At 33.5% G+C, this 16,102-nt stretch carries 16 protein-coding genes and 3 pseudogenes; 12 read left to right on the plus strand and 7 right to left on the minus strand.

The window, feature by feature from the left end; genetic code table 11:
- Nucleotides 1-119: 119 nt before the first annotated feature.
- Nucleotides 120-449, minus strand: a complete 330-nt coding sequence (locus tag ILS93_RS20165; RefSeq protein ID WP_064474149.1) for a YkvA family protein — start codon at nt 447-449, stop codon at nt 120-122.
- 245 nt (nt 450-694) lie between these two features.
- On the opposite strand from ILS93_RS20165, the gene ILS93_RS20170 reads away from it, so the two are divergent.
- Complete coding sequence (locus ILS93_RS20170; RefSeq protein ID WP_064474150.1) at nt 695-1,381, plus strand: MBL fold metallo-hydrolase; 687 nt, start codon at nt 695-697, stop codon at nt 1,379-1,381.
- A gap of 41 nt (nt 1,382-1,422) precedes the next feature.
- Here ILS93_RS20170 and ILS93_RS20175 read toward each other — a convergent pair.
- A pseudogene (locus tag ILS93_RS20175) lies at nt 1,423-2,182 on the minus strand (hypothetical protein).
- A gap of 62 nt (nt 2,183-2,244) precedes the next feature.
- Here ILS93_RS20175 and ILS93_RS20180 point away from each other — a divergent pair.
- From ILS93_RS20180 to ILS93_RS20200, 5 genes are all read left to right on the plus strand, one after another.
- On the plus strand, nt 2,245-2,514 hold the full coding sequence (locus tag ILS93_RS20180) for a hypothetical protein (protein ID WP_064474152.1): 270 nt from the start codon (nt 2,245-2,247) through the stop codon (nt 2,512-2,514).
- A gap of 73 nt (nt 2,515-2,587) precedes the next feature.
- Nucleotides 2,588-3,940, plus strand: a complete 1,353-nt coding sequence (locus tag ILS93_RS20185) for a DEAD/DEAH box helicase (RefSeq protein ID WP_064474153.1) — start codon at nt 2,588-2,590, stop codon at nt 3,938-3,940.
- A 505-nt stretch (nt 3,941-4,445) separates the two neighbouring features.
- Entirely contained in the window at nt 4,446-4,604 is a 159-nt protein-coding gene (locus ILS93_RS20190; protein ID WP_218012029.1) for a hypothetical protein, read from the plus strand.
- 594 nt (nt 4,605-5,198) lie between these two features.
- The gene (locus tag ILS93_RS20195) at nt 5,199-5,534 is read left to right on the plus strand and encodes a DUF1064 domain-containing protein (RefSeq protein ID WP_081257102.1); all 336 of its coding nucleotides are present in this window, start codon (nt 5,199-5,201) and stop codon (nt 5,532-5,534) included.
- 123 nt (nt 5,535-5,657) lie between these two features.
- Nucleotides 5,658-5,807, plus strand: coding sequence for a hypothetical protein (locus ILS93_RS20200; protein ID WP_176546182.1), 150 nt, complete (start codon nt 5,658-5,660; stop codon nt 5,805-5,807).
- Nucleotides 5,808-5,943: 136 nt separating this feature from the next.
- Here the strand turns inward: ILS93_RS20200 and ILS93_RS20205 are convergent.
- From ILS93_RS20205 to ILS93_RS20220, 4 genes and pseudogenes are all read right to left on the minus strand, one after another.
- Nucleotides 5,944-6,938 (minus strand): annotated as a pseudogene (locus ILS93_RS20205) (exosporium leader peptide); the annotation flags it as partial.
- 425 nt (nt 6,939-7,363) lie between these two features.
- Nucleotides 7,364-7,828: a hypothetical protein gene (locus tag ILS93_RS20210; RefSeq protein WP_064474155.1), complete on the minus strand. Its 465-nt coding sequence runs from the start codon at nt 7,826-7,828 to the stop codon at nt 7,364-7,366.
- Nucleotides 7,829-8,231: 403 nt separating this feature from the next.
- Nucleotides 8,232-8,942 carry a hypothetical protein gene (locus tag ILS93_RS20215; protein ID WP_064474165.1) on the minus strand — a complete coding sequence of 237 codons (711 nt, stop codon included), beginning with the start codon at nt 8,940-8,942 and terminating at the stop codon, nt 8,232-8,234.
- 822 nt (nt 8,943-9,764) lie between these two features.
- A complete protein-coding gene (locus tag ILS93_RS20220; RefSeq protein WP_000033161.1) occupies nt 9,765-9,977 on the minus strand; it encodes a hypothetical protein in 213 nt (70 codons plus the stop codon).
- 287 nt (nt 9,978-10,264) lie between these two features.
- On the opposite strand from ILS93_RS20220, the gene ILS93_RS20225 reads away from it, so the two are divergent.
- Together ILS93_RS20225 and ILS93_RS20230 are read left to right on the plus strand one after the other, a co-directional pair.
- Nucleotides 10,265-10,975, plus strand: a complete 711-nt coding sequence (locus ILS93_RS20225; protein WP_000787500.1) for a class I SAM-dependent methyltransferase — start codon at nt 10,265-10,267, stop codon at nt 10,973-10,975.
- Nucleotides 10,976-11,095: 120 nt separating this feature from the next.
- Entirely contained in the window at nt 11,096-11,503 is a 408-nt protein-coding gene (locus tag ILS93_RS20230) for a VOC family protein (RefSeq protein WP_064474156.1), read from the plus strand.
- Nucleotides 11,504-11,552: 49 nt separating this feature from the next.
- On the opposite strand, the pseudogene ILS93_RS20235 reads toward ILS93_RS20230, so the two are convergent.
- A pseudogene (locus tag ILS93_RS20235) lies at nt 11,553-13,239 on the minus strand (alpha-keto acid decarboxylase family protein).
- 107 nt (nt 13,240-13,346) lie between these two features.
- Between ILS93_RS20235 and ILS93_RS20240 the strand changes: the two are divergent.
- The 4 genes from ILS93_RS20240 to ILS93_RS20255 all read left to right on the plus strand — a co-directional run bounded on the left by ILS93_RS20240 (nt 13,347) and on the right by ILS93_RS20255 (nt 16,044).
- Complete coding sequence (locus tag ILS93_RS20240; RefSeq protein WP_064474158.1) at nt 13,347-13,829, plus strand: MarR family winged helix-turn-helix transcriptional regulator; 483 nt, start codon at nt 13,347-13,349, stop codon at nt 13,827-13,829.
- Between the two features lie 166 nt (nt 13,830-13,995).
- Complete coding sequence (gene gpmA, locus ILS93_RS20245) at nt 13,996-14,733, plus strand: 2,3-diphosphoglycerate-dependent phosphoglycerate mutase (RefSeq protein ID WP_064474159.1); 738 nt, start codon at nt 13,996-13,998, stop codon at nt 14,731-14,733.
- Between the two features lie 332 nt (nt 14,734-15,065).
- On the plus strand, nt 15,066-15,806 hold the full coding sequence (locus tag ILS93_RS20250) for a type II toxin-antitoxin system SpoIISA family toxin (protein WP_222661167.1): 741 nt from the start codon (nt 15,066-15,068) through the stop codon (nt 15,804-15,806).
- Between the two features lie 112 nt (nt 15,807-15,918).
- Nucleotides 15,919-16,044, plus strand: coding sequence for a hypothetical protein (locus ILS93_RS20255; protein ID WP_064474161.1), 126 nt, complete (start codon nt 15,919-15,921; stop codon nt 16,042-16,044).
- The last annotated feature ends 58 nt before the right edge of the window (nt 16,045-16,102 follow it).

A 16,102-nucleotide genomic window follows, 5' to 3' on the forward strand; every position in this document is an offset into this window, starting at 1 on the left:
TAAGAGAAATTAAGAAAGTATTCTGTAATGATCTCATGGTGAAGGTTAAATAGAACTATCAATAATTAAAGTTAGCTTTTTTGAAAGTAAAAAGCTAGGTAAATGACTAGACAGTATCATTATACTTGTACTGAAGTAAATAATGACTCCATTTTTACTTTGCTCTTTTCTCGAATTTCAGCGTCCGCATGGCGCATTACAAATTTATGCGCTATAGCAATTGCTAAAACATCATCTAATAAGCCAATCCCAATAATAGCAGCTATATCTGGAATGAAGTCGATTGTTAATACGTAATAGGATAAAGCGGCTAAAATTATAAATTTCGCTTTAGTAGGTAACCCTTTTTTTCTCATTGTGTAGTATAAAATAATACTTTCATATACGCTAGATTTCCCGAGGCTTGCTGAGCTTTGTTTGAATTTTTTCCAAAGTGTCTGTTTCTCCATATAAACACTCCTTTTACAAAAACATAGATTTTTTAAAAGGATAGACAAAAAAGTGAAGGAATAATCAATTTTATTATTTATCTTATTTTATATTTCCATAAAAATAAGGAATTACCTGTTCAAAATAATAGAATGTTTGTTATGTAACGACTCACATTGTTTCGTTACATAAGTATGTACAGTAAAATGTATGTGGATGATTTATTTATTATTAAACATTTAATAAGCGGTATGGGGGAAGAAAAATGAAGATAATAGAACTACCAATTGAATTCGAATTTAACGGTGCAAAACAATGTATTTATCCGAGCTTACTTATATTAAACAAGGAATTAACTTTAGTGGATACGGGTTATATCAATTTTTTACCTTTAATTGAAGTCGCAATTGTAAAACATGGGTATGAGATGAAAAACTTAAAAAATATAATTATTACTCATTATGATGACGATCATATAGGATCTTTATATGATTTCAAAGTGAAATATCCTCACGTTAATATTATTGCTAGTGAAATTGAATCCAACTACATTAATGGTGAAATAAAATCGGAGAGACTAGTCCAAGCTGAAGAAATGTTACAACGTATGCCAATTGAAGAAAAAGAATTTGGTAAGTGGTTTATACAACAATTAAAAAATATAAGACATATTTCCGTCGATGAAAAAGTATATGATGGTCAAATGATTTTGAATGATGAATGTCAAATAGTAGCGACCCCTGGACATACTTCGGGGCATATTTCATTATATTTTCCAAATTTAAATTGTGTAATTACAGGGGATGCGGCCGTTCAAAATAATTGTGAATTAGAAATAGCTAATCCGGATTTTTGCTTAGATATAGAAAAAGCGGAAGAATCTTTAAAGAGAATTAAAAACCTTAAAGCAGCAAGGTATTATTGCTATCATGGAGGAAAACTCACTGTATGAATTAAAAAACCGATCTTTCCTATATCGAAAAGATCGGTTTTTTAATTCATAGATTTTGCAAGTCTAATCAAATCATTAACACTGTATTTTCTTTTTATGTATAGTTTGTTACCAATGGCGATTTTATATTGAAAACCGTCCTTCTGAAAGATAAGTTCATATGCTAAATCAAAATGAGGATTATATACTGCCTTTATATTATGTTTTAAAATGTAAAATTTAGTTCCCTTATGTACATATTGATCTAATTTATGTTGAACTGGTGAAACAGTGATTTTAAAAATCCTATTACTATCTTTATTGTAGTATCGTAGTTCTAAGTAATCGTTATAGATGTACCCTTGAAATTCGTGAATTTCGAACGGGAATTTTGTAGGTGTTAGTATATGACGCTTAATCTTCAATTCATATTCTTTTACAAATAGTAGCTTCTTTCATAAGAGGGTTAGTTCCATCATAAATTTGATTAATTCGAGATATTTTATTATTCTTTGTTACTATTTCTAAAATGCAACCGATAGTAAATCCATCATCAGTGTCTTTGGAATAAGAAATAAGGACTGTGGTATTTTCTTTTGGAGATGGTACTATTTTAATTTCATGAATAGGTTTTTCCTTTTGGAAAGTAGGTAGTTCAATCCCTTCTGTTACATATGACTGCATTAATTTTTTATCATTTTTGAATAAAGCATGTTTAAATTCACTTATCACATTTGTTTGAGATTTTGCCATAATAATTGAGGTCGATTGAAAATATAGTAAGAAAAATATGCAAAATATCTTTATGAATGTAGTGGTCAATTTCATCACCCTTTAACTATGTTTCCGTAAATTTGAAATATATATGTATAGGAGGGGAGAAGATGAGTTTATTGCTTGATGTAATAATGGCTATAATTACATTTTACCCTCGAAATGACATGAAATTAAAACATCATATTGCCAACTTAAGTGAATTTGAGTGGTTTCGAAGGCTACACGAAGATACAAAGTATACAAGATTAATTTGGAGTAATAGAAAAATTAAGAAGTATATTTTGAATTCGGCAAATATGGAAGCATTAATAAATTTCGAGAAAAAACAAAAACAATTTGTCCAACTAGTACTCGATGAATATAAAAAAAGAAGATAAGAATTTTTTTATTTTTCATATTTGGCGAAACAAATGGTACAATGAAAGCTAATGTGAAAAATAAGGAAAAGAAGTGGTCTATTTGAAAAACTTTTTAGAATTAGGAATTAGTGAAACTTTTAATCATACATTACGTGAAAATGGAATTACAGAAGCAACACCAATTCAAGAGCAGGCAATTCCTGTTATTATGTCAGGTAAAGATATTATTGGGCAGGCGAAAACAGGAACGGGTAAAACGTTAGCATTCGTGTTACCGATTTTAGAAAAAATCAATCCAGAGTCTAGTGATGTTCAGGCTTTAATCGTTGCACCAACAAGGGAACTAGCACTGCAAATTACAACTGAAATTAAAAAAATGCTTGTTCAAAGAGAAGATATTAATGTACTAGCGATTTATGGCGGGCAAGATGTAGCACAACAATTGAGAAAATTAAAAGGCAATACACATATTGTTGTTGCGACACCAGGACGATTATTAGATCATATACGTCGTGAAACAATTGATTTAAGTAATCTTTCAACAATTGTACTAGATGAAGCGGATCAAATGCTTTATTTCGGTTTCTTATATGATATTGAAGATATTTTAGATGAGACACCTGATAGTAAACAAACGATGTTATTCTCAGCAACGATGCCAAAAGATATTAAAAAATTGGCGAAACGTTATATGGATGAGCCGCAAATGATTCAAGTACAAAGTGAAGAAGTAACGGTAAATACAATTGAGCAGCGTGTCATTGAGACGACAGATCGTGCAAAGCCAGATGCACTTCGTTTTGTTATGGATCGTGATCAGCCATTTTTAGCAGTTATTTTCTGTCGTACAAAGGTTAGAGCAAGTAAGCTTTATGATAATTTAAAAGGACTAGGTTATAATTGTGCTGAACTTCATGGTGATATACCTCAAGCGAAACGTGAAAGAGTTATGAAGAGTTTCCGTGAAGCTAAAATTCAGTACTTAATCGCAACCGATGTAGCAGCTCGTGGACTTGATGTAGATGGTGTAACGCACGTATTTAACTTTGATATCCCTGAAGATGTAGAAAGTTATATTCACCGCATTGGCCGAACAGGACGTGCAGGTGGATCAGGTCTTGCAATTACATTCGTTGCAGCGAAAGATGAAAAACATTTAGAAGAAATTGAAAAAACGCTTGGTGCACCATTGCAAAGAGAAATAATCGAACAACCGAAGATAAAACGTGTAGATGAAAATGGAAAACCGGTACCAAAGCCGGCTCCAAAGAAATCAGATCAATATCGTCAAAGAGATAGCCACGAAGGTTCAAGAAGTGGTTCAAGAGGTGGCCCAAGAAACGATTCAAGAAATAGTTCGAGAAATGATAACAATCGATCATTTAATAAGCCAAGTAATAAGAAAAGTAGTGCAAAACAAGGTCAGCAAAGACGTGGCCGTTAAATAGTTATAATTTTAAAAGAGTCGCAAAATATTGCGGCTTTTTTTGCTTGTATACAACAAGGGTGATACCGAGAAAAAACGGAAATTTCATTCACCGTATTTAAAATGAATTTTAAAACTTATAAAGGGAATTTTATAGTCCAAAACCAGTAGAGCAAGGGTATTACTACCATGTCGCAATTCAAGAACAAGTGCAACTTATGTACGAACAATATTTAATCGAAAAAAAAAATCGAGAGAAAACAATTCGTACTAGCGCCCTGATGATGATACGGGTTATGAAAAAATCAATTGGTATAACGATAAGAAAACATTTTTTGCTAACAAAGAATTGGACGATTTGGTGAAAGAAATTCGTAACACATTCAAACGGTACGGGAATGTTATGCTGCAGCAAAAAGAGAACGGAACTTATTATGTCTACTATTTCGGCAGAATACTTTGGTTGAAAGAAAAGGTAATGTAGCGAGCGAGTATTTTCATTACACATTCCGCAATTATCGAAATGGAACAAGAGAAGTTTATGAAGGATTTAACTCGTATTGGGATACGATCGTTGGAAACTGGAAAACTAATTTGTTCGTTTTGCTCGATGGGGAACTTGAGAAGCACAACTGCCATCCTTATTGGGAAATTGCTTACTACGACGATGAAGGTAATGTAGTACGAAGTTACCTGAAGGGATAGTATGCGATATAAGAAAAAAGGACTAGCAGTCGTACCTGCCGTCCTTTAATAGGAGAAAAAGTATTCTTGTTTAGAACTACGCATAAACAGAAAATCTGCTTGTAATTAGCTTTACCTTAAATGTACGTGTCTATACAAAAAGGGATAAGTAAAAAATACTTATCCCCAGGAAGGGAAATCCCAAGCACCAAAATGGTTCGTATTGGTCTGCAGGTTCAAAAGTAGTATATGTAAAACGAAAAATCTCATACAAAAAGCAGACAACGATTTTGGTTGTCTGCCAGTGAGTTCAATGAGTTAGCTAATTGTAATAAATTGCATCCCCATTACGAGAAGAGTGAAGCTGCTAGTTCAAACAGCTTGTTGGTATTATTTTCGATTTCTTAAAAAATATACAGAGAAAGCAGATAAGTGAAGAACCTACCTGCTTCTGCTGTAACAAAAGAAAGAAGTATTAGCCGTGGACACGGCGGCTTGAAAATAGTATGTATTTTTATTTGAAAAATATTCAAGGGGTGAAGAAACATGGAACGTTTGATAAATGATGTCTGTGAAATTAATCAGCTAATTAATAAAACAAAAGAGAAAAACAAAGAGCAAATATAACAATAAAAAGGTTGAGCTAGATGGTTGTATCTTTAATTCAGAAGCCGAGTCTAAATATTATGAGCTGTTAAAAGAAAAGCAAGGTGCAGGTGAAATACAGGCAATCGAATTGCAACCATCGTTTGTTCTACAACCTGGTTATAAAAAGAATGGCAAACGGTTTGATGCAATTACATATAAAGCAGAATTCATGATCTATTTGCCAAACGGTGATGTAAAAGGTGTAGTAACTGACATCTTTAGTATTAAAAAGAAAATGTTCGAATATTATTTCCCACATTTGTCGCTTGTTGCATCTTGATTATATAACGTTATCAGAACAAATAGTGCGAATGACAGCAATCTTAACAAGTGTTTTACGTTGGATTTATATATTTTAATTTTTTTATAAATGTCTGAATTAATGTATAGGAGGAGTTACGTTATGTTCTGCTTAGAAATCATTATAGGATCCGTATTAGGTTCGTTTGCTACTTGTGGCTTACTCTATTTTGGTTTTAGAGCAGAGGAAAATAAAATAGCGGTTATGCAAAAAATAATGATGGAAATAAAGTTTAATACAATTTGTTTATGATGTATATTAATTTTCAGATATCGGATTTGCTTAGTAACAAAAAAGTCTCTCCAATCAGATTTGAAGAGACTTTTCTTTCACATATCATAGCAATTTAGCTCGTGTTAAATTAGGATTTAAGTTCATTCTAAGATGTTTATGGCGTACCGATAGTTACTGCCAGCAATGCAGCAATTCCATCTAAAGCTTCCTGTACTGTAGTAGGAGGAAGAGGAGCCTAGTTTGCTGGATTATTAGGTGTATAAGCTAAATCGAAAGCATCATCAACTCTAATTAAAGATGTATTTGTTCCTATAAGATTTATTCGGGAACGAATAGGTAATGAATCAACTGTCGCTCTGACTCTTGTAATATCGTTATTAGCGCCGTTGACAAATGAATTTCCAGAATTAGGGCTGGGATTGAAGATGTTTTCTGTAATAGCAAAGCTGGTTAAATTTAAGGGGCAATTGGAATATGACCAGGTAGCACATTAATAATGACATTACCATTTATTCCTCCACCAACTAAGTTGACTTGGGTATCTGTGGTTGCTTGCGAATTAATAGTAATATTGCCACTAGAAACGAACGAAGCAAACATTTCCATGTTAATTCCATTTTGAGTATAACCAGCGGATAACATTGAATTACGGATATTCACTTGATTCACAGAAGTCGATAAAGTTGTGAATATAGGAGTAGGGGTTATATTAACGCTAACAAAGAATAATTTACCTGAAACACTTTGTGCCGTTTGAAAGTTAAAATCAAGAGGCGAACTTAGTAATGTCAGATTAACAAACCCAGATCTAGGATCCTGGGAAAAGTTTAAATCAAACCAAGACGGATCATTTATATCGAAAGGAATTTGTAATCTAGTAAATAAAGTACTAGTTTCTACTAATTGAACGTTAGCTTTTAAATGAATTAATGGTTCGATATAGTTGCCAGGTCCAATAGAGATAGCATAACGTTTAGTTATATTTAAGGGATCCGGAAATGGTGCTATAGCATCTGTTATTGATGCCATTACTGCAGTCACTGTTAAAAATGGTGCGTATTCAGAATCATCACCAGCTTTGTTTAAATAGACGATTTGAGTGAAAGTTGGTAGGGGTTCTATACATCCTGGTCCGGTAGGCAGAGTGAATGGTGGAATAGCTGGTAAAGTAGGTCCGAGTAAATCAGGCTTTTATTAAAGCGGAAGATAATAACTCGTCCATAATAATTTCACCTCTAAAAAATTAGTATTTCTAATAATAAATGCGAAAATAGAGCAAAGTGAAATGGATAAGTGAAAAATTAGACAACAAAATTTTCGCAAAAGTATTATTTAACTGAAAAGAGCACCAACAGAGAGTGTGGTGCTCTTGGACCAAGGACTATATTTTGTATTTTTTAAAGTTCATATAAGTGTATGAATTTTTAGGATAAACAGTAAATTTATTTTCACTAAAATTCTTATTTAAATAAAGAATCCCTAGGATTAGGGGTTCAAACCTTGGTATATTTCACACGACATTAAAAAAAGAAAAGAACCCTCTATATAAAGAGTTATTCAAGTGATTTAATCTATTAATTGCACTCATGGTAACATTCATCACATGAGTCGTTATTATCGTTACAGCAGATACAAAATGTTTTTTGAACAAATAAACTAACTGCACTAGTAGGACCTTCCTGCTTTGTAAGAGTAAGACTTTGAAAATCTTCAACTTGAAATATTTTTGTTTGAACGGGTTGTAATGTAGTAGTAATTGGTATGCTAGATCTTCTTGTTAGAATAGTTACTTGAACGGGTGCACTCATACCAACAACAAATAACTGGATTAATGTTTTATTGTGATTGTTTGTAAAATCCTCAAATACAGTTTGTGGAGTGGTAGTTTCAAGGAAAACAGATACAGGTATATTTCCATTTGCATTTTCTTCAGAACCTGCAATTGTATGCGTATCAATAAAACAGTTGTTTTTTTGATTGCCCGAATGTGACTGTTTTTTATAATACTTTTTACCATCTTTATAAAAGTAATCAGCCATATGAATATAAATCTACCTTCATTTAGATGTCTATATAGTTTATTTAAAAAGGCGAAGTAGTGCTTGTACAACATAATAAAATCCGCTCTCGTAATTACTTAAAAATGTTATTTGAAAATTAAAGAGCGCCATCCAAGGTACTCTCAGCTAAACACTGATATTGAAAAAGAATACAACATAATATCGTATGTATGCTTCTGAGGGATGTGCGGATTTAATATAAAATAGTTATTGGAATGAAATGAAGAGTAACCAATGGTTTATTAATGAATATATAGTGAGTGGAGTCATGGTTGAGGGGCCAGATTATGATGATTCCTAATATAAAAAGAGAGCTAGAAGGCCCTCTTTAATAGTTGTTGTATTCGCCAGAAAAAAGGAAATTTTCAAGCGTATTAATGTGTTAAAAATTTTGTGAACATGAAGTGCAAGGTCCACCAGTAGGTTGAAATACAACATTGTCAACAAAGGCTGTTGCGCCTTCACCACCTGTAGCAGTATTTTGGAAAGAAATACAAGCTATAGTCACAGTAGCAGGTATACACACAACAAGAACATAATGTTGGAAAAGAGATTGTGGTTGATTCATAACTGGTACAATATGTGGAATGTTTGATGGACCAAGAGTTGCAGGGGCTGGGGGACATGCTTGCCCAAGTTCTGGAAAAGATACAGAAGCTATAAGAAATGCACCATCCCTTACATCTGCAGCAAATGAAAATGTAAAACAACAACCTTCGTCAACATCAACTGTTTGATTAATACTTCCACCTGGACCAATTGATGCAGCTAAGAGACTAAATGACCCATCTGGCAGAAAACGACCACTATGAACGTTTGGAAAACCTACTTCTGAAACAGAACCTACTTGATTCCAACCTGGAACTGGATCTACTCCTACAGGTGGTATGTCAAATCCAGGGTTGTTAAGAACATTATTACATGGACAACATCCTACAGCAGTTGGTCCAGTCGCTCCGGTCGGCCCAGTTGGCCCAGTTGGTCCAGTTGGTCCAGTCGCTCCGGTCGGCCCAGTCGGTCCAACTTGAGGTGGGGGTACAGGGGGGAGAAAACAATCACATGGAATATGAAATTTCTTTTTAAATTCACTCATTTTTACACCATCCTTATCATTCATTCACCCACTTACACACTACAACTTATGAATTGGTTAACACACAAGTATAAGAAAAAGGCCCTTGAAAATTAAAATAAATAAAAAAATAAGTCCTTATGTCACAAATATAAACCCATTCCATAATATATAAGGAACATGGGTTCACTCCAAAAAGCTTTTAATATATATAAGGGAGTCCGCTTCCTAAATCAATACCGTTGAACCTGTTGCTTCTGTCGGTAAAGTGAATGACGAAAAATAGATAGGAGTGTTGAATCGATTAAACTTGATTTAACCGCAGTTCCATGTAAAACAATATTTTCTTCATTCATACCTTCATCTCCTATGATTGCTCGTCATAGGAGGTGAAGGTAGCAAAAAGCAAATCATGAAGTTGGAAAGCAATTATATAAAAGGGCAAGGATTGTTAAGGGGAATTAAAGAATGTATCGTAGTGAATGGAAAATACAAGAAGAATTATACGATTATAATGGTTGGATAATATACGATGGTGAATGGGGTGAAGTGGACAAGCGTTTTTATTTTATAAATTAAACAAAAATTTCATTTAATAAGTATTCAAAAATCAAAAAAGAGCACTCAATAAAGTGCTCTCGTGACGAGATTCATTTTGTAATGACTATTTCAAATTATAAAGAAAGGAACACAGAATATTATATGTGCGTGTAGTCAATTGAGTTCGTTTTTTACAAACAAAGAGCAGCTAGAAAAAGCTAACTGCTCAATACTAGGAGATACAGAGAAGACTACTTTAAATGAATCTTGGCATATAGCCTAAATACAGTATTGACCGAATATTTATTTTAAATCCAATTTATTTAAAGTAAACATCCCAATAGATATAATGACTGCGCCTGCTGCAGAACCTAGCAAGTCTCTCCAGCCTAATGTATTTAGAGGTGTATCTGTTAAATCCATAATTAAGAAGAGAGCAAACATTAATACACCAAATGCTAAGCATCCCCAAAATGTTTGCAAATATTTAATCATCTTCTTTCGGAACTTGCTCATATACATCACCCTTGTTAACGCTTTATATTCTTATAAATAAATTGCGGAAATTTATGATTATTACCTTTATGCTCAATGCACAGAAGCTGATTGAGAGTGGCGATAAAAACCCAGCAGAAGCGTTAAAAGAAACATTGAATCCACGGAATGAAGAAGCTGTTAAAATGGTTAGCTGTACTTGGATTTTAAAGACAAAAACTCCTATTGAATATAGGAGTTTTTTCTTTGTTTGAAAGTTCAAAAAGATATATAATAATTTTCTGACTATTAAATTTGGAGGGGTATAAATGAAAAATGAAACGTTGCATACTCAAGAAGATATTAATAAAATGCTCGATTCGTTATTAAGACCGGCAGAACCATTTTGGAATGAATTTTATGAGAATAGAGAAAAAGATGTTCCGTTTTTTGAAAATGTTCCAGATGAGAATCTAGTTTCGTATATCCAAAAAAAGCGGGTTTCAAAAGGAAAAGTACTAGAACTTGGATGTGGTCCGGGTAGAAACGCAATTTATCTAGCAAATAAAGGATTTGAAGTAACAGCAGTGGATTTATCTATAGAGGGCATTAATTGGGCGAAAGAGAGGGCGTTAGCAAAAGGAATAGAAATCGATTTTATTTGTGATTCGATTTTTAATTTAGAGTGTCAAAATGATTTTGATTTTGTGTACGATTCGGGCTGTTTACATCATATTCCACCGCATAGAAGAATAAATTATGTGAATTTAATTAAAAACTCCTTGAAATCGGGTGGTTATTTTGGATTAACATGTTTTTCGGCAGGTGATTTAGATGAGCGAAATGGATCAGAAATAACAGATTGGGATGTATATAGAGGATGGAGTCTACAAGGTGGCCTTGCATATTCAGAAGAAAAATTAAGAGATATATTTGACGAGTTTGAAGTGATCGAAATTAGAAAGATGAAGCAAATTGACCAACCAAATACTATGTTTGGAGAATCATTTCTTTGGACAGCATTATTTAAGAAGAAATAAGAAAGTAGATAATTGACAAACTCATCGTTTTTATAGACAATATATTTATAAGAATATACGTTCGGTTTTTGCTTGCCGGTGTATGTTTTGCATAAATACATAACAAGGGGTTGTCTCTATATGAGTAACACAAATCAAAAAATTACTACGTTTTTAATGTTTGAAGGTAAAGCTGAGGAGGCGATGAATTTTTACACGTCGCTATTCGATCAATCAGAAATTGTAAATATCTCTCGCTACGATGAAAATGGACCTGGTAAAGAGGGAACTGTAATTCATGCAACTTTTACGCTAAATGGACAAGAGTTCATGTGTATTGATAGTTATGTAAAGCATGGTTTTACATTTACACCATCTATGTCTCTTTATGTAACTTGTGAGACGGAAGAAGAAATTGAAACGGTCTTTCATAAACTAGCACAGGATGGATCTGTACTAATGCCTTTAGGTTCTTATCCATTTAGCAAAAAGTTTGGCTGGTTAAATGATAAATATGGTGTGTCTTGGCAGTTAACGCTTGCGGAATAAAAATTTAAAAAGAAAAAGCGTAGCCTATTTATAGTTACGCTTTTTCTTTTTAAGAATTTTGCTTGCCGAATCTTTCACCGAGTTTAGCTAACAATTCAGGCTGATCCTCTTGGCTCATTACAACTTCAACAAAGATAAGTCGATTCATATTAAAATTTATTTTAGTTAAGACTTCTGCTAACTCTATTTCATTTTTCACTTTAAATGTTTGGCATTTTTCTTCTGATCCGAATACGTTTGCTAGTTTCGTGTAATCCCATATTTGTATGTCATTATACGGTTGATTTTGGCCGTGAATTGCACGTTCAACAGTATATCCATTGTTATTGATTAAAAATATAATCGGTTTTAAATTTTGCCGAAGTATAGTCGATAACTCTTGAACAGTTAATTGGAAAGAACCATCACCAATAATTAAAATGTTACGCCGTGATAAATCAGCGAGCTGTGTACCGAGTAGAGCAGGTAATGTATAACCAATTGATCCCCATAATGGTTGTGCTACATATGTAGTGCTATTTGGTAAAGGGATAGCGGCACTACCGAAGAAAGGCGTTCCTTGCTCTGCAATTAAAACATCGTTTTCTTGTAAGAAATGGTATATTTGTTGCCAAAAACGTTTTTGTGTAACCATTTGTGCTTTTGGATTGAACTCTTCTGTCATAGATAGTGATTCTGAAATAAAGGGCTTCATTTCAAGTGTTTCCTCAATACGATGTTTGATTAAATCACTTAATTGTTCTAAAACATCTTTCATTACAACTGGTCCGTATTTTTTATCAATAATTTTCACAGTATAGGGATGGATTTCTATAACTTGCTCTTTCGTAAAACCTTGTGTAAAGCCGCCAGTAATAGTATCAGTTAATTTCACACCAATACTAATAATACAGTCAGATTCATCAATTCTTTTTCGTATGTATGGAGAACTAACATCCCCAGTATAAATTCCTATAAATTGAAGGTGTTTTTCAGGGAATATTCCTTTTCCCATACTTAACGTTGCGATAGGAAACCCAGTTTTTTCTACGAATTGATGCAAATATTCTTCCGCATGAAAACGAGCCACTTCAAAATCAGCTAAAATAACAGGTTTTTTGGCACTGTTTATTTTTGAAGTCGCATGTAGAAGCATTTTATCCAGCGCATCTTTATTACTTAAAACTGGTTTATGTAAAATTGGTTCCGTAGGTTTATTAATTGGCTTATTATATACATCAATCGGTAATTGAATATGAACAGGGCGTTTCTCACTCCAACATGCACGTAACACACGGTCAATTTCCTCAGCGGGCATGCTCAGGTGTTAATTTTGATTGTGCTACCGTGATTTCTCTATACATATTGGAGAAATGATCGAACTTTCCATCACCTAACGTATGATGAACGAGTGCTCCATTTTCCATTACTGTTGTTGGTGGTGTCCCTGTGATTTTTATAATAGGTACGTTCTCTGCGTATGAGCCAGCAACGCCGTTAATGGCGCTTAACTCTCCAACACCGAAAGTGGTAATAAGAGCCGCGATTCCTTTTATACGAGCATATCCATCAGCAGCATATGCTGCATTTAGTTCATTACAATTGCCAACCCACTCTAACTTTTCATGTGCTACTACGTCATCTAAAAAAGCCAAATTATAGTCACCAGGGACACCAAAAATATGCTCGATTCCTAATTCGCTTAGTCGGTCTAGTAAATATGTACTTACTGTATATTGCGTTTTCAATTGAATCATCTCCTAATTGTGCAGTGAATATTTCAATAGACTAAAGAAGTTCCAATGCGTTCATTAAAATATTGATTACTGGATTGTGGTATAATTTACATACAGGGGGAAAGTAGATGACACAACATAAAGAAGAACAGATGAATGAAGCATTAGCATTATTTTACTTTGCATATAAAACATTTACTGAAAAGCCAGATGAAATTATAAAAGAGTATGGCATACAACGAGTACATCACCGAATTTTATTTTTTATCGCACGCTTTCCAGGTATAAGCGTAAATGAGTTATTATCACTGTTAGAAATTAGTAAACAAGCTCTTCACGGACCACTACGACAACTTGTGGAAAAGGGCTTAATTGAGAGTAATGAAGCTACACATGATCGCCGTGTGAAACAGTTATCTTTAACAGAAATAGGTGTAGATTTAGAGAAAAAATTGAGCGATGTTCAAAGACAACAAATGGGTGCTATTTTTTCAAAATTTGGTGAATCGTGTGAAGAAAATTGGCATCAAGTTATGAATGAAATGGCAAATAGCCGATCAGGTTTTGATGCTTGGATGTCGAAGCGAGAAGTTGTAATCGATCAAACATAATAAGAAATATATCTGTTTTATAGTTTGAAAAAGAACAAATTTTATCCATACATTTGGCAAATATGGATTGGTCATAGAGTGAATGGATAAAAAGATACATTACTAGATACTTTATACGTGTACGCAATGGAACAATACAATTCACATTTCCGAGAGGGGAATTATTATGATAAAACTTGTACTTATTCGTCACGGACAAAGTTTATGGAATCTTGAAAATCGCTTTACAGGATGGACAGATGTAGATTTATCAGAGAATGGATTAAGTGAAGCGAGAGAAGCAGGAGCAATATTAAAGAAAAACGGATATACTTTTGATGTAGCTTATACATCTGTATTAAAACGAGCAATCCGGACGTTATGGATTGTACTTCATGAGATGGATCTTGCTTGGGTGCCAGTACATAAATGTTGGAAGCTAAATGAAAGACATTACGGTGCATTGCAAGGGTTGAATAAAGATGAAACCGCGAAAAAATATGGTGAGGAGCAAGTTCATATTTGGAGAAGAAGTATTGATGTAAGACCACCTGCTCTTACTGAGGATGATCCTAGATATGAAATGAATGATCCAAAATATAAAGCACTTAAAAAAGGTGAGTTTCCATTGACTGAATGTTTAGTGGATACGGAGAAAAGAGTACTTGATTATTGGCATTCAGAAATTGCGCCATCATTAAAAAGTGGTGAAAAGGTAATTATTTCATCACACGGTAATACGATTCGTTCGCTAGTGAAACACTTAGATAACCTTTCAAGCGATGGTGTTGTTTCATTAAATATTCCAACGAGCATTCCACTCGTGTATGAATTAGACGATGATTTACGTCCGATTCGCCATTATTACTTAAGTATGGACGGAGAAGTACCAGAAGGGGAAATTCCGAAACATATTTCTTTTTAACATGAAAATTTGAAACGCATGCTTGTCTACATATACAATGTAGATTCATGATAAAGTGAAACTTTAATCAGTGGGGGGTTCATCCCCATTGATTATTAGTTGAACCAATCGGGCTTTTAAGGGCAGTTGATCCCCTACCTAACTTCTATGCTTTCGCTAAATTTTCAGGTGGAGGTCTTACTGCCCGTTAATGCGTGGTAAAAGACGTGGCACCTTCTAATGTATATGCGATATTGCTAAATTTAGAAGCTTGTCCACGTCTTTTGTCATAAAGAGAGCTACTTGTGCATGTAATGATATCGTGAGTAGTTTTTGAATGGAGGGTGATGTCATTGGTGATCTCTAACATTCGAATCGGCTTATTTATTTTAGCAATCGTTTTTCTAGTTCTTGTTTTCTTTTACTGGAGAAATGAAGAGCTCTACGAGGAGAAGAAGCAACGAATTAGAAAGACTTGGTATGGGTTGTTTATAATATTAGTCACCGTGTATTTCATGATAAAAGGAATTGATTTAACCCTCTGGAAAAATCTTTTAATGTTCACTGCAATGGTTATTTTCGTTGATATCGCATTTATTTTAACACCAAATATTTCAGAAATATGGGGAGCGAAATTTAGCGATATCGGTAAGACTGTTCAATCGATAAAACGGTCATTAATTGCTTCTAAAGCAAGAGGAGAAATATACACAACAATTATTCAAAATGTTAATCCAGCAGTATTCGGTACAATGGAATGGCATATGGAAGAGGAATATACAAAGAGCTTAAACGCATTTTTAGATTCGTATGGAGAAAAGATTGGTGCGAAAATTGTTGTATTTGAAGCGGCAAAAGAATTAAATACAAACTTTCGTGGTATCCGTTCTCAATTTAGTATTATCATTCCGTTAGAACACATTGAGCAATTGAATGAACAGAAAGCGGTGCAAGTAGAAAATGTCGGAATAATACCAGCAAAAATGGTGAGTGATGTTTTCATTGTTATTGATGGGAAGAAAAATAACCTGCAAGATCGAGATTTTGAAAATGTATATAATTTAACAATACATCATAGTTATTTTAGTAAATAAGGACAGGATTTTCTTCTGTCCTTTTCACTTATACATAAAGGGAAAGCAAATTTAGACAAACTTGTATAAAATCGGACAATCATTCCTACACTAGCACGTAGAGGTGATTGTAGTGATAAAAGATTATGACAATGATTTTTTTAAAGAAGAAAATGAAGATACAACTGATTTCTCGTTAATAAAAGGAGATACTTTGCAGCAAGTAGAAGAGTTAGAAGAAGAATTAAAAAGAAAATGATACGTGTACACGCTGTCTACATTTGCGATATAATATAAATAGAAGATTGTATCTTTTT

This window comes from Bacillus sp. 16GRE42 (assembly GCF_019837435.1).
Taxonomy (GTDB): Bacteria; Bacillota; Bacilli; order Bacillales; family Bacillaceae_G; genus Bacillus_A; species Bacillus_A wiedmannii.

Bases quoted from the DNA above. Each gene is read 5' to 3' on its own strand.
- ILS93_RS20165 (WP_064474149.1), bottom strand. From the start codon at position 449: ATGGAGAAACAGACACTTTGGAAAAAATTCAAACAAAGCTCAGCAAGC.
- ILS93_RS20170 (WP_064474150.1), top strand. From the start codon at position 695: ATGAAGATAATAGAACTACCAATTGAATTCGAATTTAACGGTGCAAAA.
- ILS93_RS20180 (WP_064474152.1), top strand. From the start codon at position 2,245: ATGAGTTTATTGCTTGATGTAATAATGGCTATAATTACATTTTACCCT.
- ILS93_RS20190 (WP_218012029.1), top strand. From the start codon at position 4,446: ATGGAACAAGAGAAGTTTATGAAGGATTTAACTCGTATTGGGATACGA.
- ILS93_RS20200 (WP_176546182.1), top strand. From the start codon at position 5,658: ATGTTCTGCTTAGAAATCATTATAGGATCCGTATTAGGTTCGTTTGCT.
- ILS93_RS20210 (WP_064474155.1), bottom strand. From the start codon at position 7,828: ATGGCTGATTACTTTTATAAAGATGGTAAAAAGTATTATAAAAAACAG.
- ILS93_RS20215 (WP_064474165.1), bottom strand. From the start codon at position 8,942: ATGAGTGAATTTAAAAAGAAATTTCATATTCCATGTGATTGTTTTCTC.
- ILS93_RS20220 (WP_000033161.1), bottom strand. From the start codon at position 9,977: ATGAGCAAGTTCCGAAAGAAGATGATTAAATATTTGCAAACATTTTGG.
- ILS93_RS20225 (WP_000787500.1), top strand. From the start codon at position 10,265: ATGAAAAATGAAACGTTGCATACTCAAGAAGATATTAATAAAATGCTC.
- ILS93_RS20230 (WP_064474156.1), top strand. From the start codon at position 11,096: ATGAGTAACACAAATCAAAAAATTACTACGTTTTTAATGTTTGAAGGT.
- ILS93_RS20240 (WP_064474158.1), top strand. From the start codon at position 13,347: ATGACACAACATAAAGAAGAACAGATGAATGAAGCATTAGCATTATTT.
- gpmA (WP_064474159.1), top strand. From the start codon at position 13,996: ATGATAAAACTTGTACTTATTCGTCACGGACAAAGTTTATGGAATCTT.